Below are 22430 nucleotides of genomic sequence, written 5' to 3'. Positions count from 1 at the left end.
AGGTGAAATTATGAAAGTAAAACTAGATATTGTCACAGGTTTTTTAGGAAGTGGAAAAAGTGTATTTATAAATAATATTATTGCCGAAACTATTACAAATGATGAAAAAGTGGTAGTTATACAATTAGAAGATGGTGAAACAAAGATAAGAAAAGATTTTATTAATGTTAAAACTTTTATGTATGATGATGAGATTTGTAAATTAGATTCTTTTATAAATAATACTATAGAAGAATCTAATTGTACAAGAATCATAATAGAGTATAATGGAACAGAATCTTTTGAAGAATTACAATATACTTTAAGTATCCATAATACAAGAAAAAAATATAAGATAAATGATATTTATTTTATAGCTGATGCAAATGTAATAGAATCTTATATTTTAAATATGGGAGATTTTATTATACCTGCTTTAGAAAGTAGTAATTTAATACTTATAAATAATTGTTTTGACAAAAAAGAGGACAAGATTAATGAAATTATATCATTAATAAAGAAGATTAATTTAAACGGACATATTTTAAAATGTGAAAATAATGAAGATATAGGAAATACAATAATGAAAAGTAACTTATTTAGTAAAAAAAGAATTAAAAGATTATATATGAACATAAGGGGAGAGAGAAATTAAATTTTAGAAAAGGTGTGGTATGGTGGATACAAGTATTTTAGAGAGTTTTATATGGAGCTTTTTAGGTATAGTGGTAGAATCGCTACCATTTATAATAATAGGCTCCTTAGTTTCTGCAATTATTCAAGTATTTTTAACAGAAGAATTAATAAGAAAGTTTATTCCTAGAGTGAGTATATTAGGTTATTTAGGAGCTGTTCTTTCAGGGATATTGTTTCCAATATGTGAATGTGCTATAGTACCAATTACTAGAAGCTTAATAAAAAAGGGGTTACCAGTAGGTATTGGAATTAGCTTTATGCTTGCTGTGCCAATAGTTAACCCAATTGTTATAATGTCTACATACTATGCATTTCCGAATAATATATCAATAGTATTATTAAGGACATTAGGTGGTGCATTAATAGCTTTGTTAGTAGGTTTAATTATGGGGTATTTATATAATGGTAAAAAGAAAGAAGTTATTTTAAAAGAAAATATAATGACAATTAGATGTGATTGTTGTGTAAGTAATAAATTTGCAACAACCAAAAGTGAGAAAATATTAAATCTAATAAATCATGGATCAAATGAATTTTTAAATATTAGTGTGTATTTCATAATAGGTGCATTTATATCAAGCATATTTGTAGCTTTGATGAATAATGAAGTAATAGCAATAATAAATACTAATAATTTAGTTGGTGTTTTATTTATGATAGGCTTATCTTTTATATTGTCATTATGTTCTGAAGCTGATGCTTTTGTAGTTAAAGGATTTTTAAACAACTTTGGAGTCGGAGCAATAGTAGGGTTTTTGATAATGGGACCTATGATGGATTTAAAGAATGCGTTTTTGGCTTTTGGGGTATTTAAGAATAGGTTTGCTTCTAGATTAATTTTAATTATAACAATATTAGTTACAGCTCTTGCTTTACTTATATCAATACTGTAAAGGAGGAAGAATATGAAAAAATTTAATATGGATGAGTTTATTTGGTTTATAATTCAGTTAACACTTATTATATTAATGATATATTTAAAGGTATCAGGAAAGATAACATACTTTATAAGTAGTAAAATGATGATATATTTCAATATGTCTGTAATAATTTTAATGTTGTATGCTTTGGCCCAAAGTAGAAAAATATTTACAGTGAGAAATAGGAATTATATTACTAACAAATTTTATCCTATACTTTCAGTAATTGTTTTATGTGCAGTATTTTTATATGTTATGCCTAATTACAAGAGTTTGAAAGCTGTAGAAAATAATGTAAGTATGCTCAATGAAAATATATATGAAGGTATGATAAAAGTAACTAATGATAACTATGAAATTTTATATAATATGGATGAGTATAATAATTCTATTATTGAGCTAACAGGGTTTGTATATGAAACGAATAATGATAATGAAATAATTTTAGGAAGAGAAGTAGTAAATTGTTGCCAATCAGATAAATCACTAATACAAATTAAAGTTAAGGGAATTAATAATATTAATAAAGGTACATGGGTTAAAGTAATTGGTAAAGTAGAATATATTGATGAAACATACTTAGAATGTATAGAATACGAAAAGATAGATGAACCAATTGAAATATATTTTCATGAAAAGCTATAACGCTTGTTCTTTTTTATTAAAATTGATATTATAGTTATAGCATTTAACTGTAATGAGGTGAGTTATATATGGAATTGCTAAAGATAAAAGTAGCAGATTTCGAAGGACCCTTTGATTTGTTATTACATTTAATTAAGAAAAATAAGATGGATATATATAATGTAGAAATATATAAAATAACCAATCAATATTTAGAATCTCTTAATGAAATGAAAGAGATGGATTTAGAGATTACATCTGAGTTTGTAGTAATAGCTGCAACGTTAATTGAAATTAAATCAAAGAAGTTACTTCCTAAAGTAAAGGAAGAAGAGGAAGAAAACGAAGAAGATATCGAAAAACGCTTAATGGAAAAACTTATAGAATATAAGAAATTTAAAGGTGTATCTGAATTCTTTAAAGAGAGATATACAAGTGCTGGAGAGGTTTATAGTAAAAAGCCGGAAGTAATAGAAGAAGTAGAAAAACCAGAAGAAAAAGTGGTTGAAAGCTTTGAAGATATTTTTAAAAATATTACTTTGTTAGATTTATATAATATTTACAATAGAATACTTGAGAATTATAGAGAAAAACAAAATGTTGCAAATGTAGTTCAAAAAAGAATATACGTAGATAAATATAAAATAGAAGATAAAATGAATACTCTGATTAAAAAGTTTGAAAATGATGAAGTTGTTGAGTTTTCATCTATTATGATGGAAAGTGAATGTAAAATGGAAACAGTAGTTACATTCTTAGCAGTACTTGAACTTATTAAAATAAGAGTAATAAAAGTTTATCAAGAAGATAACTTTGGAAATATACTAATGAAAAGAAGAAGGGAGAATGAATAGGGTGGATGAAAAACAGTTTGAGTTTGAAGAAGTATCGATTAAGCCTAAAATGAAGTCTGCAATAGAGGCCATGTTATTTGTAAGTGGAGAGCCATTACCGGCTAAAGAATTAATGGCAAACTTAGAAATAGATAATAAGCTTATACTAGAAATAATAAATGAAATGATGGAAGAATATAAAAAGGAAGATAGAGGACTTAGATTAATTGAGATAAATGGTGGATATCAATTAGTTACTAAAGAAGAAAATTCTGATTATATTCAAAAGTTATTAAAAAAGAATAGAAAACATTCATTATCACAAGCCTCAATAGAAAGTTTAGCAATAATTGCTTATAAGCAACCAATTACAAGAATTGATATAGATGAAATTAGAGGAGTAAAATCAGAATCTGCTCTTCAAAGATTAGTTGAAAGAAGCTTAATAAGGGAAGTAGGAAGACTAGAAGTTCCAGGTAGACCAATTCTTTATGGAACTACTGATGAATTTTTAAGACAATTTGGATTAAAAAATCTTAAAGAGCTTCCGTCATTAGATCTTTATGAAGATAAAGAGACAGAGGAATCAATAGAATTAATGGATCAAGTTTTTAAAGATATAGATAAATAAAAGATAGGAAGAATCCTATCTTTTATTTTTAAATGTAGATAAAAATTAATTAATAAAGGAAATAATATATTTATAAGATATTTATAATTACATATTAAAGGTCGTTAAGGTTATTATTATTTGAGTTATTTAGTGGTTCGTTATTAGACTTAAATAAACTCTTAACAGATTCTAAAAAATCAGGAATTGAATCTACAATTCTATCTACTGTTGTATCATAATCCATAGGTAACAACTTAACGCTATCTCCTCTTATAACTAAAAAGGCTACTGGTTTAACACTTACACCTGCACCAGACCCTCCACCAAAAGGATATTTATCAAAATCATCTCTTTTAGCTAAAGTTCCAAATTCACTTCCACCAGAAGCAAAACCAAAAGAAACTTTTGATATTGGAACTATATAATTCCCGTCAGCGGTTTCTATAGTATCACCAATTACGGTATTTACGTCTATCATATCTCTTAAATTTTCCATAGTACTTCTCATAAGATTCTCAAGTTCGTGTTTATTTTCCATAGCTTTGCCCTAAAACTATAGGGACACCTCCTTTTTTCGTATCAAAAACAATATATAAATAATTTGTGCAAAATTAAAAGTAATTATACAATTTAAAGTCAAATTAATATTAAATTTATTTTTGAAGTTTGGATTTAAGGAATAGTTAAATTTTTTTACTTTAAAAAAATCAGAAAAAACTTTAAGGAATATAAAGTTTAAATTGCTAAAAAATCCATATGACATAGCAGTTAATGCAGCGTCACTAAAACTATAATTTCCTAAAAGGGAAAATTTTATTGAAGGCTTAAACTTATTAATTTTTAGCCTATAATAAACTTTTTTCATTGAAAATGATTTTTTATTACTTTCTTTATTTTTAGTTTTAGCATTATTTACTTTTTGATTTTTATTATTTTTTTTAGAAGAATTAGATTTACGATTTAGTAATTTACGTATGATACCATCATTATTAGAATAAAGATTAATTCCATATAGCTTTAAATAATAATTATCATTGCTATAATGGGCACTAACCTTTATTGGAATTGGTAATAAAATTATAAAAATAAAGAATAATAATAATATAAAAAAAATCATAAAAATCTCTCCTAAACTCTTTTATGATTATATCCAAAAATATGAAAAATAAACAATAAAATTTATATTGTATTGGGAGTAAAAATAAGATTTTTGAAAAAACTAGATATCAGATAGACAAATGGAGGTGAATAGAATGAATAGGAAAACTATTATAAAGGTAATATGTTCAATTCTATTAATTATGCAAAGTTATTCTATTTGCAGTGCTAGTGTTCTCTTTGAAGAAGATAGTGAAGAAATGGAAGATGAAATAATAATAACAGAAGATAGAGAGATAAATGATGTAGATAATAGCTTAGTTTTAGATAAATTAAGAGTAAATGCAAGAAACGCTATAGCTATAGATGGAACAACAAGACAAATTTTATATGAACAAAATTGTTATGAAGTAGTTCCTATGGCAAGCACGACCAAAATTCTTACAGCTTTAGTAGCTTTAAATGAAGGTGATTTAGATAGAGAACTTACTGTAACTAAAAATGCTGCAAGTATTAGAGGGTCAAAGGTTGGATATAAAGCAGGAGAAACTATTAAGCTAAGAGAGCTTTTATATGGATTAATGCTTAAATCAGGAAATGATGCAGCTATTACTATTGCAGAAGGTTTAGGAGGAAGTATTGAAAACTTTTCTAAGATTATGAATCATTATGCTACAAGTTTAGGGTTAACTACATCACATTTTGAAACTCCTCATGGATTAGATAGCCAAAAACATTATTCATCAGCTTATGATTTAGCTATATTAACTGCAAAAGCTATGGAAAATGATACTTTTAAAGAGATTTGTGGAGAAAAATTAATTACACAAGATAAATATAACTTTACAAGAGAGTATCAAAATATAAATAAAATATTGTGGAAGATACCTGATGCAAATGGAGTTAAAACAGGATATACAGGCGGTGCTGGAAAATGCTTAGTATCTTCAGTTAAGCATGAAGGAAGAAACATAATTATTGTAGTATTAAACTGCAGCGATAGATGGAATGTTACAGAAAAAATATTTAATTATGTTTGTACAAACTATGATTTTAAGAAAGAAAGTAATAGTGAGATAATTAAGTCTAATGCTATTTCTAATTTAGGATCTATCGTTGAAGAAGCGGATTTTCAGTATGGTAGTAAAGAAAAGGCAAACTTAGAAGTTGAAGTTTTTAAACCTATAATGAATGTATTAAAAGGTGATATTATAGGTAAAATTTCATTAAAAGATGAGGGAAATGAAGTTTTAAGACAAGAAATTAGATGCAATAAGAATATTTCAAAAGATAAATACGATACGGTTTTATCTATGAGTCATTCTGATAAAGAAGATACTAGTGAAAGTTAGTATCTTCTTTTTTATTGAAGTAATAATTTGAAATTTAAAATAAGAAAACGATATCTAAAAAAAAGTAATAAAAAATGAAAAAAATATATTCAAATATTGGTTTTATTAGTATACAATGTTAAGTAATAAATAGGAGTGTTGTTAAATAAAAGGAGTTAGGTTATGAAGAAGACTAAAATTAAAGATGTTGAAGTTTTAGCTAGAACAAAATTTTTAAGTTTATATAATGCAAAATATGAAAATAAGAATGGTAGAGAAAAAAATTGGACTATTGCTTCAAGAAAAGGAACTGAAGTTTTAAATGAAACATTACTTCAAGGAAAAGAAGATAAAGTTGATGCAGTAGTTATAGTAGCTTTTCATAAGAGTGAAAAAAAGTTAGTTTTAGTTAAACAATTTAGAGTTCCAATTAATGATTATATATATGAGCTTCCTGCAGGACTAGTTGATCAGGGAGAAGATGCTTTAAATTCATTAAAAAGAGAATTAAAAGAAGAAACAGGTTTAGATCTTGTTGAAATTATACCAGGTATAGGAAGAGATAAAGTTTATTTATCACCTGGAATGACTGATGAGTCAGTAAATCTAGTTTATTGTACTTGTGAAGGTGATATTTCAAAAGATGGGTTAGAAGAGGATGAAGATCTTGAGCCATTATTAATATCAAAAGAAGAAGCTAAAGCTATATTAGAAAGTGATAGTAAAATAGACATTAAATGTCTTATGGTTTTACAATCATTTATTAATATAAATACAGATATCTAAAGAATAGAGGAGATTACTTATGAAGAAAAATGAATATGGTTTATTTACAGCTATTGCTATGATAGTTGGCGTAGTGATAGGATCTGGAATATTCTTTAAGAGCGACAACATTTTAGTTGCAACTGGTGGAAGCATTAGTTTAGGAGTTTTAGTTTTCGGCTTAGCAGCTATAGCAATTATATTTGGAAGTTTAACTATTTCTGAACTAGCGTCAAGAACTTCACAAGCTGGAGGAGTTATAGCTTATGCAGAAGAATCTTATAATAAATCAGTTGCATGTGCATTTGGATGGTTCCAAACATTTTTATATTTTCCAACATTAATTGCTGTAGTATCATGGGTTGCAGGTATATATATTTGTATGTTGTTTGGATTTGAAAGTACATTAAATGTACAAATATTTATTGGACTAGCTATTACAATAGTTTTATTTATTACAAATACACTTTCAGCAAAATTAGGTGGATATTTTCAAAATGCATCAACGATAATCAAACTAATACCTTTAATATTTATAGCTATAATTGGATTAATATTTGGTGATGTATCTAAGGTATCATTTTCAGATGTCACAACAATGCAATCAGCTGGATGGATAACAGCAATTGCTCCTATAGCATTCTCTTTTGATGGATGGATAGTAGCAACATCAATTGGACATGAAATTAAAGATTCTAAAAGAAATTTACCAAAAGCATTAATTATTGCACCAATATTTATCCTACTAGTATATATTATATACTTTGTTGGTGTATCTACATATTTAGGACCTGATGCAGTAATGAGCTTAGGAGATGGACATGTTGACTTAATTGCAAATAAGATTTTAGGACCTTTTGGGGCAAAGATAATCTTAATATTTGTAATAATATCAATTATTGGAACAGTTAATGGATTAATCTTAGGATTAATAAGATTACCATACTCTTTAGCAATTAGAGAAATGTTCCCAAATTCTAAGAATATTTCTAAATTAGATAAAAAAATAAATATGCCACTAAACTCAGCAATGGTAGCATTTGCTTTATGTATTTTTTGGACAATAGTACATTACTTAACTACAAAATTTGGATTATTATCTAATTCAGATATTTCAGAGATATCAATTACTGTAAGCTATGTTATGTATATTCTTTTATATGTAAAAGTTTTTAAACTTGGACGTGAGGGAGAAGTTAAAGGATTATGGAGAGGAACTATAAATCCTATATTAGCTATTATTGGATCTTTAATAATACTTACAGGTAGTTTAGGTAATGAATTATTCTTTGTATATGCATTAGTATGTGGTATGGTTATTTTATCTTCAGTAGCTTTTTGGAAGAAGAGAGCTGGAGAATTAGAATTAGCATAACAAAAGAATTTAGGATAGATTAAATTTAATCTCTCCTTTATTTTTTTGTAATAAAACAAGTTTTAGAATAATAAGTTAGTAAAGAGAAATAAATTATAATTTTGGAGGAATTAGTATGAAATTGTTTGGAAAGGTTACAAGCAACATAGAGGAAAATGAAAATTTAACTCCAGAAGCAACAGAAAAGAAGGAAAACATACTAGATTTAGAAGTTATAAAATTCGTAATAAATGAATTTCCACAATTAGGAGAAGATATTAAAGATGCATTAGATAACTTAATAAATACTCTGGATAAATCAATTGATATAATTGAAGATAGGTCTACTGAAGTTATAAAAGTAAGTAGAGATTATAAGTTAAGTGGAAAATATCGAGAGACTTCACAAAAACTATATGAGATTAATAAAGATATAAATGAATATATCAATTGGATGGATAAAAATCTAAAAAATCACAATGAAAAAAATATAGCAATAGAAAAGGTTGAAAATGTAGAAAAAGAAGAAATTACTTACGATGAAGAGAATGCTTTAGATGCAGATGAGATAAAATTAGATGATTATATAGAAAAATTTATTTATGAAGATTTTACAGGCTATGAACCATGTAAATTGAAACTAGAAAACTATGAAGAGTGTGTTGATGGTTGGGATGATACTATAGTTAAGACAGCAGATATTCTTAATAAGAAATTCAAATGTGATAAGAATCTTAACTTTAACAATATAAATACTGATAAAAAAGTGATTGGTAAGAAATCAAAGCAAAATGATTCTAGAGATATTATTATAGAAATGTTAGAAGATCATAACATTTCTTTAAGTAATTTTAAGATGTATATAAAAATGGTTAAATAAATATTACTTTTAGTAGTATCAAGTAAAATTGGAATTCATTATTATAATGAATTCCTGTTTTTTGTTTTAGCAAACTTTATCATTAATTTCTGAGAAAATATTTATTGAAATTAATATCTTAATATCAAAAATTATACTTTATTAAATTATATCAAGTAAGCATTTATCAGAGTTTTAATTATTTAAGTTATAAAAATAATATTTTTTATAATAAAATTTTATAATAAATTACACGTTGTAACATTTTATTATTTTGAAAATAATCTATATAGTGTATATAAATTAATTAAGGAGCTAGCATGTTTAAGGAAGCTATAGATTGCATTGATGCTGGTACTGAGTATTGTCCTTGTCATTTAGCAGCATCTGGAGAATGTATTTTATGTTCACAGCTTCATGGAAGCAACTTTTGTGATTGCTTAAACTGGAAAGGGGTTTGCATATACCAAGAGTTTCATGATAATGGCAATAAACCTAAAGAAGAAAGAAAAGTCTATACTTGTAAGGTAGTAGATAGAATTTTATATGAAGACTCATTATTAATAATTAAATTTGAAGCACCTCATAAATTAGCAATAGATTTAGCTAAACCAGGTAGTTTCATATTTATAAGAAGTGATGAAAATATTTATTACGATGTTCCGATATCAATATTAGAATCTGATATAGATAATAATGTAATCACTGTAATGATTGAAGTAAGAGGTATTAAAACAAAGAAAATATTAGATTTAAAAAAGGAAGGAAATATAGTAATAAGAGGTCCTTATTGGAACGGAGTATTTGGGATAAAGAACATAGAAAAACAAAAAGATAATCATGTTTTGGTATTAGCAAGAGGAATAGGTATGGCACCAATGATACCTGTATTAAAAAAATTAGTTCAAAATGACAATAAAGTTACTTTAATTGTTGATAAGCAACCATTTGAAGATATATATGTTACAGAATGGCTAGATAAGTTAGGACTAATTCCACAAGAGATGAATTTAATTGAAAAGGGACAATTATCACCAGAAGGTAAAGTAGCTATTAAATCACTTATAAAATATAATAATGTATCTTTAATCCATATAGCTGGTGCAGATATATTAACTTATAAAGTAATAGATTATTTAGATGAATTAGAAAGAAAAGATATAGATTTATCATGTTGTAATAATATGAAGATGTGTTGTGGAGAAGGAATATGTGGTAGTTGTACCGCTAGATTTAGTGGTCACAGAGTAAAGAGGCTTTGCAAAGTTCAAACAGATCCGCGTAGTATCTTTGGGGGAAGGAGATTTATATGAAGGTAATTATAGTAGGTGGAGGATGGGCTGGTTGTGCAGCTGCAATTACAGCAAAAAAAGCAGGAGCAGAAGTCCATATATACGAAAAAACAGATTTGCTTTTAGGACTTGGGAATGTTGGCGGTATAATGCGTAATAATGGTAGATATACTGCATCAGAAGAACTTATTGCATTAGGAGCAGGAGATTTAATAAAGCTTACAGATAAATGGGCAAAACACAGAAATATAGATTTTCCAGGTCATAAGCATGCAACATTATATGATGTAAATATAATTGAAGGAAAAGTAAGAGAATACCTTTTAGGTATGGGAATAAAACTACATCTCGAAAAGAGAGTAAAGGATGTAGACATTGAAAAAAATAAGATAAATGGAATATTATTAAGTGATGATACTTATGTAAGTGGAGATGTATTTATTGAAACTACAGGCTCTACAGGACCAATGGGTAATTGCTTAAGATATGGTAATGGATGCTCAATGTGCATATTAAGGTGTCCAGCTTTTGGACCAAGACTAAGTATAAGTGCAAGATGCGGTGTTCAAGATATACAAGGGGAAAGAGCAGATGATTCTTTAGGAGCATTTTCAGGATCTTGTAAACTTGCAAAAGAAAGTTTATCAGAAGATATAAGAAATGAATTAGATCAAAAGGGTGTTGTAGTATTAAAGGTTCCAGAGGAGGATGTAAACTACGATAAGTTAAATAAAAAGGTATGCCAACAATATGCTTTAAAAGAATTTGCAGAAAATATTGTATTACTAGATACAGGTCATGCTAAGCTTATGACAACTTATTATCCATTAGAAAAGCTTAGAAAGATTAAGGGATTAGAGTATGCTAAGTACGTTGATCCTTATGCAGGAAGTAAAGGAAACTCAATAAGATACCTTTCAGTAGCTCCAAGAACTAATGATATGAAGGTAGTAGGAGTAGATAATTTATTCTGCGCAGGAGAAAAATCAGGATTATTTGTTGGTCATACAGAAGCAATATGTACAGGATCACTAGCAGGTCATAATGCTGTAAGACTTATGTTAGGAATGCCGCTGTTAATATTACCAGCATCAATAGCAATAGGAGATTTAATTGGATATGCAAATGAAAAAGCAGCGACAAGAGAAGGAAGAATGAATAGATATACTTTTGCAGGAGCAGGATATTTAAAGAGGATGGAAGAGTTAGGTCTTTATACCACTGATATAAATGAAATTAATAATAGGATTAAGAAAGTTAATTTAGATAATATATTTGAGCAAAAACTTGTATAGATTTCAATTTAAGGAGCTGTTACATTAGTGTAACGGCTTTTAAGCTTAATTTTAAAATATAACTAATATATTTTATCTAATTAAAATGAGATTTAAAGATACAGAAGTTAAGGTAATGAATAAGTAATAAAAAGCAGATTTTATGGGGGAATAAAAGATATTGAAGAAAATAATTTGTACTTATATCTAGCAATAGGGAAGTACAAAGTTCTATTTTTATGAACCCTTATTAAATAATCAAATAATTAGATGAAAAAACAATGCGTATGCTTTTAGCTATGGTAGTTAATGTGGTGCTGAGGAATGAAAACAACCAGAAAAGAAACCAACAGAATGCAGTTCAGCATGTGGTTAATGTGATAAATAATTAAAGCTTATCATTTTGATAATTAGATATTATTGAGGGGATATATGAAGAAATAATAATATTTATATAGATGAAGCTTAATTTAAAATCTATTTAGGAATAGAGTGTTTAAATTAAATGGACAAAAATTTATAAGAATAAAAATTGTATGTCTAAGAAAAAGATTAGAAGATTGGCTTAATAGATTAAAGATAGCAATTGCTAAATATATTAAAAGTAAACTATAATTAAATGTAATAGTAAGTAAAGAATTAAAGATGTATATAAGATGAGTTTTAATTAATGCAGGAAGGAACAGCTCTATAAATTATACAATAAAACAAGTGGCAGAGAAATTAGGAGTAAGTGTATCAACATTAAGATATTACGACAAAGAAGGACTTATGCCATTTGTTGATAAAAAAGAAAACGGAACAAGAGTTTTTAAGGATGAGGATTTTGGAGGACTACAAATGATTTCATATATGAAAAGCTCTCGTATGCCAATTAAGGAAATTAAGAGGTTTATGGATATGTGTTTAGTAGATGACGATACTTTAGAAGAGAGATTACAGTTTTTTTATTATCGTAAGAAAGCTGTAAATCAGTAAATAGATGAATTTAATAAGGTTAGAGCTGATATTTTAGGAGGAAAATGTAATGTCAATTATAGAAAGATTAAAATCTCAAGATGATTTAACTCCTGTTGAGTGTGAGCTAGTTAGATATATATTAGAAAATCAAGATAAAATAATAAATCTTAATATATCAGATTTAGCAGCAATAACTTTTACTTCTAATGCAACGATAGTACGACTTTGTCGTAAAATTGGATTAAGTGGATACAGACAATTTAAAGTTCAGTTTATTAAAGAAGTGGAAAAAAGGCGAAAAGAAAAGAGCGATGTTGATATAAATCATCCTTTTGGTGAAAAAGAAAGTGAAGAGGAGATAATTAAGAGAATAGCTGATTTATCTAAAGAGGCTATTGATACATGTTATGAATCAATAGATTCTTTAGCAATTTCAAAAGTAGCTAAATATATAATAAATGCTAATAGTACATATATATATGCAAATGGTGATTCTCTTATAAGTTCAATAGGTTTTGCAAATAGATTGAGTAAATTAAAAATAAATACTGTTATAGCAAATCAATATGGTGAGATTTCTACTAATACTTATAATGTTACAAGAGATGATGTAGCTTTGTTTGTATCATATTCAGGGAAAAATCTAATTCAAGATAGATATATGAGGGTTTTAAAGAGAAGTGGATGTAAAATATTAATTATAACTGCCGATAAGAATATATCTGGATATGATGGAACTATAATATTTCCTAATAGAGAAGCAGTTGAAGGAAAAATAGCTACATATTATTCTCAAATAGCAATTAATTATATTTTAAATTGTATTTATGCTATTATTTTTGCCAGCGATTTTAGAAAAAATTATAATAAAAAATATAAAATAGAAAAGTTAGAACAAAAATAAAGTTCAGGTTTGTATTCTCTTAGAGTGCAAATTCTGAACTTTTTTTTCAGAATTCTAGGATTTATAGATATAGATATTTTAGTATGATAACATGAAGTTGAAAGGGGAGAAGTATACATGGATTATAAAGAATTACTTAAAGAGGATAGTGAGATTATATTAGATTCTTTTATGAATAAGGATGCATTTATTTTAGGAAAATACATAAGTGAAATTGCAATATCTAAAAATTATGCTGTTGCAATTAGAATAATTAAAAATAATAATATAGTTTTTGAGTATTTAAATGATAATGCATCGTTTAATAATTTTTATTGGATAGAAAAGAAAATTAATGTTGTGAAAAGATTTGATAAAAGTTCAGCACTAATTGCGTATAAACTTAAATCTGAAAATTTAACTTTTGATGAAAAATATGGTGATGCTAGAGAATATGCGGTAACTCCAGGTGCAGTACCTATAAGGGTTAAAAGTGTAGGAACGGTTGGAATAATATCAGTTTCAGGATTATCTTCAGAAGAGGATCATGGACTTATTATTAAAGGATTAAAATACTTATTATCAAGAGGAGATGAATAATATGAAATTAGGCATTGTAGGTGCAGGAACTATAGTACCAGATTTCTTAAATGCAGCAAAAGAAATTCAAGATATAGAAGTAGTTAGTATATCAGGACAAGAATCAGATTTAAAAATAATGAAAAAGTTAGCAGAAGAAAATACTATAAATAATATTTACACAAGTTATAGTGATATGCTTAAAGATGATATTGAAATAGTATATGTAGCTGTACCAAATAGCCTTCACTACAAATTTGCAATGGAAGCATTAGAAGCGGGAAAAAATGTAATACTTGAAAAGCCATTTGTATCTTCATATAAAGAAGCTAAAGAATTAATAGGTTTTGCAAATGAGAAGAAACTATTTATTTTTGAGGCGATTTCAAATGAGTATTTACCAAATTATCTTAATGTATATAATATTCATTTCATTTTAGGTCTTTTTGGAAAGCCAGATAAAATACAGTATATTGCAAATGTTGAAAGAAATATTGATACATCAGGAATACTTACATTAGAATATCCAACATTTAAATGTGTATCAATAGGTGCCAAGGATTGTAAAGCGCCTGTCACTATAAATATTCAAGGGGATAAAGGATTTATTCATAGTGATGAGCCAGCTAATGTATTTAATAATTTTATTAAAGGCAGTAATTTAGGTGAAATTAAACATTATAATCTTAATAGCAATAAAAATAGATTATTTTATGAAATTAAAGAGTTTGCAAGAGTTATTAAAGAAAAAGATTATGAAGTAGTTGCGGAATATAATAATCATACATTAAATGTTATTGAAATATTAGACGAAGCTAGAAAGCAAGTTGGAATAGAGATAATTTAGGAGGTAATTATGTTAACAATAGGTTATATAGGTAATGGAAAAAGTACAAATAGATATCATCTCCCATTTGTATTACAAAGACAAAATATAAAGGTGAAAACAATTTATCAAAGAAATCCTAAAAATGAATCATGGGATAGAATTGAAGGTGTGACTTATACTTCTAATTTGAATGAAGTATTAAATGATGAAGAAATTCAATTAATAGTTGTATGTACTAGACATGATAGTCATTATGAATATGCAAAATTAGCTTTAGAGCATAATAAACATTGTTTAGTTGAAAAACCTTTTATGGAAACATCAAAAGAAGCTAAAGAAATATTTCAACTAGCAAAGAAAAAAGGATTAATAGTACAAGCTTATCAAAATAGAAGATTTGACAGTGATTTTTTGACAGTACAAAAAGTTATTGAGAGTGGTAAGCTGGGAGATTTATTAGAAGTAGAAATGCATTATGACTACTATAGACCATATATACCAGAATCAGTTGATAACTTCATACCATCATCTTCATATTTATATGGACATGGGTGTCATACTTTAGATCAAGTTATAAGCTATTTTGGTAAACCTGATAATATTCATTATGATGTACGTCAGTTATTAGGTAAAGGTAGAATGAATGATTATTTTGACTTGGATTTATATTATGAAACATTAAAGGTATCGGTAAAATCAAGTTATTTTAGAGTGAAAGAAAGACCAAGTTTTGTTGTGTATGGCAAAAAAGGATGCTTTGTAAAACAGACTAAGGATAGACAAGAAGAACATTTAAAATTATTCTATATGCCTCATAATGAGGACTTTGGTATTGATTTACCAGAGCATTATGGTACTTTAACTTATTATGATAATGAAGGAAATTACCATGAAGAAAAGGTAAAATCGGAAAAAGGTGATTATGGGAGAGTCTACGATGATTTATATAATGCAATAATAAACGGTAAAGAAAAAACAATAACAGATGAACAAACTTTATTACAAATGGAGATGCTAGAGCAAGGTATAAAAGATTTAAAATAGGAATATATACTTACGTTTATGTAGCTAGTTTACTAAAAGTTAATAGGAAAATCTGTAAGTTTATTATAAGCGCCGGTGTATTAATATCTAAAGCATCGGTGATTTTTTTATATTTTAATTATTGATTTACAGACAGATTTATTAAGTGTTTATCAATAGGCCAGGTTAAAAAATAATCTTATACAAAATATAAATAGAGAGAAAGTTATGAAGAAATAAAAGGGTTTAATTTATCAATAATTATAGAATAACAGAAAAGTACATTGAGTATGAAGATGGTTGCTTTAATGTACAATTATTACATACTTACAATATACAATGCTTTTTAAGCATATATAGGTATTTAATATAAGTATTAGACATGGAATTTGTTTATGTTATTATATAATTAACAAATAAAATTATGGAAAAGAATCTAATTTTTTTTCAATAGCAAAAAGTATTTATAGAAGGGTAAAAAGTATTTTAAATAAGATTATAAAACTAAGGAGAGAAAATTTATGAATAAAACAATAAAACAAGCAGTAGCACCAAAAACAAAAGCTTTTGGTAAAGAAGCGTTTAATAAAAGTAAAGATACAGTTATCCGTTGGCTAGGTAACGCTGGTGTTATGATTAATAGTAGAGGAACTTGTATAATGATAGATCCTCTTTTAAAAGGATTCGATATGCCATTATTAATTGATATGCCTATAAGTGTTGAGGAGATATCTCATTTAGATGGAATATTAATAACACATTGTGATAATGATCATTTTAGTAGAGTAACCTGTAGAGAATTATCAGAGGTTTGTAATTCATATCATGGACCTCATTATGTTGCAGAGCTTATGAGAGAAGAAGGACTTAAAGGGATAGGACATAATATAGAAGAAACATTTAAAATTGGAGATATGGATATAACATTAACACCGGCAGATCACGCATGGCAAAATGAAAGTAGTAAATATAGCAAAATAAGAAAGTTTAACTTTGAAGATTATTGTGGATTTTGGATTGAAACAAAGGATGGAACTATATGGGCACCAGGAGATTCACGTCTTTTAGAAGAGCATCTTAATATGAAAAATCCAGATGTTATTATCTTTGATTTTTCTAATAACTCATGGCACATCGGTTTAGAGGATGCAATTAAACTTGCTAATGCCTATCCAGATGCAAAGCTTATACTTTCACACTGGGGAAGTGTAGATGCACCTGAAATGGATGCATTTAATGCAGACCCAGCAGCTTTAATTGGAAAAGTTATTAATGAAGATAGAATTTATATAATGGCACCAGGAGAAGCTTTTAAATTGTAAATTAGGCTATGTTTTTAATCTATAGGTTAATATAAAAGAGCTAATAGAAAAAGTATATAGGGATATGAGTTTTAGGAGAGGTAATATGAACAATAAAAATAGAAGTATAAAACATTTAATCGTATTAATAGTATGTTGTGGATTAGCAGCTAGTTCAATAGGAGTTTGTGTCAATTCAGCTGGAGTTTTTTATACTCCTGTATCTGAAAGCTTAGGTATAATGAGAGGAACTTTTTCGATGCATGGAACTATATCATTATTAGCAACAGCAGTTATATCATTATTTGTACCAGCAATTATGAAAAAGTATTCTTATAAAGTAATTCTAATATTTAGTGTATTAGTAGCAGGTGGTTCAACAATTTTAATGGCATTTTCTAAAGGAGTACTAGGTTTCTATATTTTAGGTGCTATTAGAGGAGTTAGTTCAGGTTTGTTTGCTATAGTTCCTATTACAATGATTATTAATAAGTGGTTTTATAAAAATCATGGTTTAGCTACAAGTATTGTATTAAGCTTTAGTGGAATAGCGGGGGCAGTATGCTCACCTATATTTACTAAGTGTATACAGAGTTTTGGATGGGAAATAGCTTATATAATAATGGGAATAAGTATAATTGTATTATGTATTCCAGCAGTAATATATCCATTTTCTATTGATCCTGAAGAGATAGGATTGTTAGCATATGGATATAATGAGAAGGAAAGTAAAAGAACTAATGATGTCGTGAAAAATAATAACAATTTTAATTTCTTTACTGTAAGCTTTGTATGCTTTTTTGTATTTGCTATATTACACACAGCAATAGCAGGTATAACTCAACATTTACCAGGTTTTGCAGAAACTCTAAATTATAGTGCAACTATTGGAGCAATGATGTTATCAGCAAGTATGGTTGGAAATATTTTATCAAAGCTTGTAATTGGATTAATAAGTGATAAACTAGGTCCAGTTAAGGCAACTATTATTATGATAGCTATAAATATTATATCAATTGTTATATTATTGCTTGCACCATCATCAACAGTACTATTAATTGGATCATTTTTATTTGGCTCGGTTTATTCAGTTGGCGCAGTTGGTTTTGCTTTATTAACAAAGCATTTCTTTGGGGTGGAGAATTACTCAACTGTTTATCCAATTATTTCATTTGCAACTAATTTTGGAGGAGCATTTGCATTGTCTTTAGTAGGATATATTTATGATTTTACTGGGTCTTATGTGTATGCATTTATTATTGCTTTAACTATTAATGTCGCTAATTTAATTTTATTATATATAGTAGTAAAAAGTTATTTAGTTGCAAAAAAATTAAAGCTTGAAAATGCTGTAGTTAATTTATAAAAAAAATATTAGATAAAAAATGAAAAATTATAAAAATATATTGCAGGTAAAGTTAACTTTAGGGATATAATGACATTGAAATTAATTTATTGCTTATGATGAATTTAGGAGGAAATATGAGCAAGGACTTATTAAAAAGATTAGAGACTATGGAATTTATATCACATAAAGATGCAATATTTACTGAAATTAATGCAATTTTAGAAGAAACATTAAAATTAACAAATGAATTAAACTTAGGGTATAAAGCTCCAGAGGAAGTAAGAGAGATTTTAGCAAAGATAACAGATAGTGAAATTGATAATTCTGTACAAGTTTTAACACCTTTTAATACTGACTTTGGAAGAAATATAAAGATTGGTAAGGATGTATTTATTAATAAATCTTGTATGTTTGTTGATTTAGGTGGTATCACCTTAGAGGATAATGTATTAGTTGGACCAGAGGTAAAAATATTATCACTTAACCATCCTATAGAACCACAAAATAGACGTGGTGTAATTATAAAAAGTGTAAAAATTAAGCGTAATGCTTGGATTGGAGCTGGAGCAATAATTTGTCCAGGGGTAACAGTTGGAGAAAATTCTGTTATTGGAGCAGGTTCAGTTGTCACTAAAGATGTACCAGATAACTGTGTATATGCAGGAGTACCAGCAAAATTTATTAAAAATATAGAAGTAGAGTCGGAAATTTAAATATCATATAGTCTTGACATAAAGTTAACTTTATCCTGTATGATATATACAAATGAAACGAAATACCTTCTCCTTAACGTCAAATATGCAACTTTTAAGTTTTAAATGTAAAATTTACAATTACAAGTTAAGTAGAGAAAGGTATAATTATCACTGAAAAAGGAGTTTTTTATATGACATATACCATAAAAGAAGTGGCAGAAAAAATGGGAGTATCAGTTCCGACATTAAGATATTACGATAAAGAAGGACTTATGCCTTTTATTGAAAAAAAAGAAAATGGAACTAGAGTATTTAAAGATGAAGATTTTAAAGGGTTAGAAATAATATCATGTATGAAAAGGTCTGGTATGCCAATAAAAGATATAAAGAGATATATGGATATGTGTATGGAAGGTGATAGTACTTTACAAGCAAGGTTAGAAGTTTTTCATGAACGAGAAAAAATTGTAAAGCAACAAATAGAAGAGTTAAATAATATTATGGAACTTATTAAGCATAAAATTTGGTACTACGAAACAGCAATTGAGGCTGGAAGTGAATCAATTCATAAGGATAATAAAGATTTAAGCAGTAAATAACTATTTGATAAATTATATATGAATACAGAAGTATTTAATAAATATTATTGATAGATATTTATTGAAAAAATGAAAACACTAGGATAATTCCTGGTGTTTTTCCTTAGTAAATAATATATAAAAATATTAAAAAAAATATCTTGAGTGAAAGTTAACTTTAGGCCTTATAATAACAAGGTATTTGAGCACAGATATAATTAGTAAGAGTTTCTTTTAAGATATAGCTAAGATATTAAAAAGAAGTGTTGTAAAAGAGAGGATTGAGAGTTATGAAATTAATTAATGAAGAGCTATTAACAGGTGAACGAGCACTTTTTAAAAGTAGAAATTTAGATATAGTAAATTCAAATTTTTTTGATGGAGAATCGCCTTTAAAAGAGAGTAGCGATATTAATATTAAAAGTTGTGTTTTTGAATGGAAATATCCTTTATGGTATTGCCAAAATATTAATGTTGAAAATACTACATTTTTAGAAACGGCAAGATCAGGGATTTGGTATACAGATAATATTAATATTAAAGATAGTACAATTGATGCACCTAAAACATTTAGAAGATCTAGAAATATTACATTAGAAAATGTAACTATGCCTAATGCTTTAGAGACATTATGGAATTGTAATAATATTGAGATTAATAAGGTAAGTGCAAAAGGTGATTACTTTGGAATAAATAGTAAAGATATAGACATTAGAGATTTGAATTTATCAGGTAATTATGCTTTTGATGGAGGTAAAAATATAAAAGTTTACGACTCTGAAATAATTTCAAAGGATGCATTTTGGAACTGTGAAAATGTTACAGTTTATAATTCTACAATAATTGGAGAATATTTAGGGTGGAATTCAAAAAACTTAACTTTTATTAATTGCTTTATTAAAAGTGAACAAGGGTTATGCTATGTTGAAAATCTAGTAATTAAAAATTCGAAATTTATAAAGACGGATCTTGCTTTCGAATATTCAACTATTGATGTTGAAAGTTCAACTTCAATTGAAAGTGTAAAGAATCCTATAAAGGGTAAAATCAAAGCAAAATCAATTGATGAAGTAATTATGGATGATATTGATATAGATGAATTAAATACAAAGATTTTTATTGAAGAGGGGTATGGAGTAGATGGAGTATAATTTTTCTAAATTAACAAATAGATTTAATACTAATTCATTAAAATGGGATGTTAAAGAAAATGAATTGCCAATGTGGGTGGCAGATATGGATTTTGAAACAGCTCCTGAGATAATTGAAGCTATTTCTAATAAGGTTAAGTTAGGTATATTCGGCTATACAGTCATTCCAGAAGAGTATTATTTATCAATAAGCAACTGGTGGGAGAAGAGGCATAACTTTAAAATAGAGAAGGAATGGATATTATTCTGTACAGGAGTTGTTCCAGCTATATCTTCAATAGTAAGAAAAATAACATCTGTAGGAGATAATGTAGTTGTACAAGCACCTGTATATAATATTTTTTATAATTCAATAGTTAATAATGATAGAAAGATACTTTCTAGTGACTTATGTTATGATGGTAGCAATTATTATATTGATTTTGATGATTTAGAAAGAAAGCTTTCAGATAATAAAACAACATTAATGATTCTTTGTAATCCTCATAATCCTATAGGAAAGGTTTGGGATAGAGAAACTCTTGAAAGAATAGGTAATTTAGCATTAAAGCATAATGTAACTGTACTTTCAGATGAAATTCATTGTGATTTAACTTATGGCAATAAAGAGTATATTCCATTTGCATCAGTTTCTAAAGAAATTGCTCAAAATAGCATAACATGTATAGCTCCTACAAAGACCTTTAATATAGCAGGGTTACAAACAGCAAGTATTGTCATTCCAAATGAAGAGCTAAGAAAGAAAGTGAATAGAGGAATAAATACAGATGAAGTTGCAGAACCTAATGCCTTTGCAATGGAGGCTACAATAGCAGCATTTACAAAAGGAGAGCCTTGGCTAAATGGCCTAATTGAATATTTATCAGAAAACAAGAGTGTAGTACTTGAGTTTATTAATGAAAAACTACCAGAGCTTAAGGTTGTTAAATCTGATGCAACATATTTATTATGGATTGATTGTAGCAAAGTAACAGAAGATAGTGCAGAATTGTGCAAATATATAAGAAGCAATACAGGATTATATGTATCTAATGGATATGTTTATGGTGGAAATGGTAAAACATTTATGCGTATGAATATAGCATGCCCAAGAATCAGATTAGAAGACGGATTATCAAGACTTGAAGCTGGAATTAAGAGTTATATTGAAAATAAAAGATAAGTAATTTTATGTAAGAAAAACCAATATAACCAAGTTTAATTTTAAGAAGTTAGATATAAGATAAATAATCTAATAGAAATATAATAAATGGGGCTGTCTCTGAAATGATTTTTAAAATCATTTCAGTAGACGGTCTTTTTATTTTTTATTCATATATTTATATGAAATTATTTCTAAATGAACAAGTTTTTTGACACGACAAATAGGAGGTTATAAGCCTCCTATTCTCTGTAAAAATATACCTTTACGCTATTTTCTTTTCATGCAATAATATACCATTTCT

The 22430-nt window shown here is 27.1% G+C and carries 22 protein-coding genes and 1 pseudogene; 22 read left to right on the top strand and 1 reads right to left on the bottom strand.

Annotated features, from left to right (window positions below):
* Window positions 1–10 precede the first annotated feature (10 nt).
* The 5 genes from H8S10_RS08185 to scpB all read left to right on the top strand — a co-directional run bounded on the left by H8S10_RS08185 (window position 11) and on the right by scpB (window position 3683).
* Entirely contained in the window at window positions 11–634 is a 624-nt protein-coding gene (locus H8S10_RS08185; RefSeq protein ID WP_055265782.1) for a GTP-binding protein, read from the top strand.
* 22 nt (window positions 635–656) lie between these two features.
* Window positions 657–1568, top strand: a complete 912-nt coding sequence (locus tag H8S10_RS08180) for a permease (RefSeq protein WP_186838545.1) — start codon at window positions 657–659, stop codon at window positions 1566–1568.
* A gap of 12 nt (window positions 1569–1580) precedes the next feature.
* Window positions 1581–2240, top strand: a complete 660-nt coding sequence (locus H8S10_RS08175; protein ID WP_186838544.1) for a hypothetical protein — start codon at window positions 1581–1583, stop codon at window positions 2238–2240.
* A 68-nt stretch (window positions 2241–2308) separates the two neighbouring features.
* Window positions 2309–3073: a segregation/condensation protein A gene (locus H8S10_RS08170; RefSeq protein ID WP_055265776.1), complete on the top strand. Its 765-nt coding sequence runs from the start codon at window positions 2309–2311 to the stop codon at window positions 3071–3073.
* Window positions 3066–3683 (top strand): SMC-Scp complex subunit ScpB, encoded by a 618-nt coding sequence (gene scpB, locus H8S10_RS08165; RefSeq protein WP_186838543.1) that lies wholly within the window; start codon window positions 3066–3068, stop codon window positions 3681–3683. Before H8S10_RS08170 ends, scpB begins: the two co-directional genes overlap by 8 nt.
* Before the next feature lie 94 nt (window positions 3684–3777).
* On the opposite strand, the gene ytfJ is transcribed toward scpB, so the two are convergent.
* Entirely contained in the window at window positions 3778–4203 is a 426-nt protein-coding gene (gene ytfJ, locus H8S10_RS08160; protein WP_055265772.1) for a GerW family sporulation protein, read from the bottom strand.
* 895 nt (window positions 4204–5098) lie between these two features.
* Between ytfJ and H8S10_RS18355 the strand changes: the two are divergent.
* The 17 genes and pseudogenes from H8S10_RS18355 to H8S10_RS08070 form a co-directional block, all read left to right on the top strand.
* Window positions 5099–5800, top strand: a pseudogene (locus H8S10_RS18355) (D-alanyl-D-alanine carboxypeptidase family protein); the annotation flags it as partial.
* Window positions 5801–6277: 477 nt separating this feature from the next.
* Window positions 6278–6880 (top strand): NUDIX hydrolase, encoded by a 603-nt coding sequence (locus H8S10_RS08145; RefSeq protein ID WP_055265766.1) that lies wholly within the window; start codon window positions 6278–6280, stop codon window positions 6878–6880.
* Between the two features lie 19 nt (window positions 6881–6899).
* Window positions 6900–8234, top strand: coding sequence for an APC family permease (locus H8S10_RS08140; protein ID WP_186838542.1), 1335 nt, complete (start codon window positions 6900–6902; stop codon window positions 8232–8234).
* Window positions 8235–8349: 115 nt separating this feature from the next.
* Window positions 8350–9093 carry a hypothetical protein gene (locus H8S10_RS08135; RefSeq protein ID WP_186838541.1) on the top strand — a complete coding sequence of 248 codons (744 nt, stop codon included), beginning with the start codon at window positions 8350–8352 and terminating at the stop codon, window positions 9091–9093.
* Between the two features lie 299 nt (window positions 9094–9392).
* Entirely contained in the window at window positions 9393–10385 is a 993-nt protein-coding gene (locus H8S10_RS08130) for a sulfide/dihydroorotate dehydrogenase-like FAD/NAD-binding protein (RefSeq protein WP_055265760.1), read from the top strand.
* Window positions 10382–11659: an FAD-dependent oxidoreductase gene (locus H8S10_RS08125; protein WP_186838540.1), complete on the top strand. Its 1278-nt coding sequence runs from the start codon at window positions 10382–10384 to the stop codon at window positions 11657–11659. Before H8S10_RS08130 ends, H8S10_RS08125 begins: the two co-directional genes overlap by 4 nt.
* Before the next feature lie 645 nt (window positions 11660–12304).
* Entirely contained in the window at window positions 12305–12616 is a 312-nt protein-coding gene (locus tag H8S10_RS08120) for a MerR family transcriptional regulator (RefSeq protein ID WP_347707672.1), read from the top strand.
* A 49-nt stretch (window positions 12617–12665) separates the two neighbouring features.
* Window positions 12666–13502 carry a MurR/RpiR family transcriptional regulator gene (locus tag H8S10_RS08115; protein WP_055266844.1) on the top strand — a complete coding sequence of 279 codons (837 nt, stop codon included), beginning with the start codon at window positions 12666–12668 and terminating at the stop codon, window positions 13500–13502.
* Between the two features lie 117 nt (window positions 13503–13619).
* Window positions 13620–14081, top strand: coding sequence for a heme-binding protein (locus H8S10_RS08110; RefSeq protein ID WP_186838539.1), 462 nt, complete (start codon window positions 13620–13622; stop codon window positions 14079–14081).
* Window position 14082: 1 nt separating this feature from the next.
* Window positions 14083–14907 carry a Gfo/Idh/MocA family oxidoreductase gene (locus tag H8S10_RS08105; RefSeq protein WP_186838538.1) on the top strand — a complete coding sequence of 275 codons (825 nt, stop codon included), beginning with the start codon at window positions 14083–14085 and terminating at the stop codon, window positions 14905–14907.
* A 9-nt stretch (window positions 14908–14916) separates the two neighbouring features.
* Complete coding sequence (locus H8S10_RS08100) at window positions 14917–15933, top strand: oxidoreductase (RefSeq protein ID WP_186838537.1); 1017 nt, start codon at window positions 14917–14919, stop codon at window positions 15931–15933.
* A gap of 500 nt (window positions 15934–16433) precedes the next feature.
* Window positions 16434–17234, top strand: coding sequence for an MBL fold metallo-hydrolase (locus H8S10_RS08095; protein ID WP_186838536.1), 801 nt, complete (start codon window positions 16434–16436; stop codon window positions 17232–17234).
* An 85-nt stretch (window positions 17235–17319) separates the two neighbouring features.
* Entirely contained in the window at window positions 17320–18579 is a 1260-nt protein-coding gene (locus H8S10_RS08090) for an MFS transporter (protein WP_186838535.1), read from the top strand.
* 116 nt (window positions 18580–18695) lie between these two features.
* Window positions 18696–19274, top strand: a complete 579-nt coding sequence (locus H8S10_RS08085) for a sugar O-acetyltransferase (protein ID WP_186838534.1) — start codon at window positions 18696–18698, stop codon at window positions 19272–19274.
* 173 nt (window positions 19275–19447) lie between these two features.
* A complete protein-coding gene (locus tag H8S10_RS08080) occupies window positions 19448–19855 on the top strand; it encodes a MerR family transcriptional regulator (protein WP_186838533.1) in 408 nt (135 codons plus the stop codon).
* Window positions 19856–20124: 269 nt separating this feature from the next.
* Window positions 20125–20985: a DUF3737 family protein gene (locus H8S10_RS08075; RefSeq protein WP_186838532.1), complete on the top strand. Its 861-nt coding sequence runs from the start codon at window positions 20125–20127 to the stop codon at window positions 20983–20985.
* A complete protein-coding gene (locus H8S10_RS08070; protein WP_186838531.1) occupies window positions 20975–22147 on the top strand; it encodes a MalY/PatB family protein in 1173 nt (390 codons plus the stop codon). Before H8S10_RS08075 ends, H8S10_RS08070 begins: the two co-directional genes overlap by 11 nt.
* The last annotated feature ends 283 nt before the right edge of the window (window positions 22148–22430 follow it).

The organism is Clostridium sp. NSJ-49 (assembly GCF_014287725.1).
Classification (GTDB): Bacteria; Bacillota; Clostridia; order Clostridiales; family Clostridiaceae; genus Clostridium; species Clostridium disporicum_B.
The sequence above is the reverse complement of the archived record's forward strand: the minus strand, read 5'-3'. Positions and strand labels throughout refer to the sequence as shown.

Coding starts and splice junctions, on each gene's coding strand:
- H8S10_RS08145 (WP_055265766.1), top strand. CDS start 6,278: ATGAAGAAGACTAAAATTAAAGATGTTGAAGTTTTAGCTAGAACAAAA.
- H8S10_RS08175 (WP_186838544.1), top strand. CDS start 1,581: ATGAAAAAATTTAATATGGATGAGTTTATTTGGTTTATAATTCAGTTA.
- H8S10_RS08085 (WP_186838534.1), top strand. CDS start 18,696: ATGAGCAAGGACTTATTAAAAAGATTAGAGACTATGGAATTTATATCA.
- H8S10_RS08135 (WP_186838541.1), top strand. CDS start 8,350: ATGAAATTGTTTGGAAAGGTTACAAGCAACATAGAGGAAAATGAAAAT.
- H8S10_RS08130 (WP_055265760.1), top strand. CDS start 9,393: ATGTTTAAGGAAGCTATAGATTGCATTGATGCTGGTACTGAGTATTGT.
- H8S10_RS08115 (WP_055266844.1), top strand. CDS start 12,666: ATGTCAATTATAGAAAGATTAAAATCTCAAGATGATTTAACTCCTGTT.
- H8S10_RS08185 (WP_055265782.1), top strand. CDS start 11: ATGAAAGTAAAACTAGATATTGTCACAGGTTTTTTAGGAAGTGGAAAA.
- scpB (WP_186838543.1), top strand. CDS start 3,066: ATGAATAGGGTGGATGAAAAACAGTTTGAGTTTGAAGAAGTATCGATT.
- H8S10_RS08080 (WP_186838533.1), top strand. CDS start 19,448: ATGACATATACCATAAAAGAAGTGGCAGAAAAAATGGGAGTATCAGTT.
- H8S10_RS08140 (WP_186838542.1), top strand. CDS start 6,900: ATGAAGAAAAATGAATATGGTTTATTTACAGCTATTGCTATGATAGTT.
- ytfJ (WP_055265772.1), bottom strand. CDS start 4,203: ATGGAAAATAAACACGAACTTGAGAATCTTATGAGAAGTACTATGGAA.
- H8S10_RS08105 (WP_186838538.1), top strand. CDS start 14,083: ATGAAATTAGGCATTGTAGGTGCAGGAACTATAGTACCAGATTTCTTA.
- H8S10_RS08075 (WP_186838532.1), top strand. CDS start 20,125: ATGAAATTAATTAATGAAGAGCTATTAACAGGTGAACGAGCACTTTTT.
- H8S10_RS08070 (WP_186838531.1), top strand. CDS start 20,975: ATGGAGTATAATTTTTCTAAATTAACAAATAGATTTAATACTAATTCA.
- H8S10_RS08090 (WP_186838535.1), top strand. CDS start 17,320: ATGAACAATAAAAATAGAAGTATAAAACATTTAATCGTATTAATAGTA.
- H8S10_RS08125 (WP_186838540.1), top strand. CDS start 10,382: ATGAAGGTAATTATAGTAGGTGGAGGATGGGCTGGTTGTGCAGCTGCA.
- H8S10_RS08170 (WP_055265776.1), top strand. CDS start 2,309: ATGGAATTGCTAAAGATAAAAGTAGCAGATTTCGAAGGACCCTTTGAT.
- H8S10_RS08110 (WP_186838539.1), top strand. CDS start 13,620: ATGGATTATAAAGAATTACTTAAAGAGGATAGTGAGATTATATTAGAT.
- H8S10_RS08095 (WP_186838536.1), top strand. CDS start 16,434: ATGAATAAAACAATAAAACAAGCAGTAGCACCAAAAACAAAAGCTTTT.
- H8S10_RS08100 (WP_186838537.1), top strand. CDS start 14,917: ATGTTAACAATAGGTTATATAGGTAATGGAAAAAGTACAAATAGATAT.